The organism is Comamonas sp. MYb21 (assembly GCF_037479395.1).
Lineage (GTDB): Bacteria > Pseudomonadota > Gammaproteobacteria > Burkholderiales > Burkholderiaceae_C > Comamonas.
Genome location: NZ_JBBGZC010000036.1, coordinates 1 through 704, shown reverse-complemented (window position 1 = coordinate 704; position 704 = coordinate 1). Strand labels below are relative to the sequence as shown.

Sequence of the window (704 nt, the reverse complement as noted above, 5' to 3'; positions counted from 1 at the left end):
TAGAGCAGGTAGCCCACTTCGCCCAGGCCGGGCAATTGGCTCGATAGGCGGTTGCCCATGGCGTCGAGCTTGTGGCTGATGCGGTGCTCGAACTCGATCTCGGGCGCTGCAAAGGGGTGGCTTCTTGGGTTGGTGGCTTGGGCTTTGTACAGGCGCTGTACTTCGCCAATGACCCGGCCTGCTGCATCGCGCTCAATCAGAGCCTGGCTTTGCAAAATGGCCCCGGCTGGATCTTGGGCTGTTTGTCCTTCTACTTGTCCTTGCCCTGGCGGCCCCGCCCTTTGGTGCCAGACGCTCGCCTGCAGCAGCTCTCCGGTCTTGCCCCATTCATAGCGGTGGGTCGCCGCAGGAGTCAGGTCGCTGGCAGGCAGATGGCGGGCAGCGAGCTGGCCGTTGAGGGTCCACTCATAGCGGCTAGTGTGTGATGCCAAGCCCTGCTCTGCGGCCCAGCCGTCGCTGGACTCGGTGAGCTGGCCTGCTGCGTCGTACTGGTAGCTTTGCACGCGGGCGTCAAACCCGGTCTCCTGGGTGAGGCGGTCCATCGCATCCCAGGCAAAGCTGGTGTGCTCGCCGTTCTCGTTGGTGAGCTGGGTGAGGCGCCCGGCGGCATCGTAGGCAAAGACCAGGCTCGCTCCTGCATGGCTGCGCTGCACCAGGCGGCCCCAGAGGTCGTACTGCATGCTGACAGCGGCTGCGGTGGTGCT

Annotated in this window: 1 pseudogene; it reads right to left on the bottom strand. The window is 64.8% G+C overall.

Annotation, left to right across the window (positions count from 1 at the left end):
- Nucleotides 1-704, bottom strand: a pseudogene (locus WH367_RS24335) (RHS repeat-associated core domain-containing protein); the annotation flags it as partial.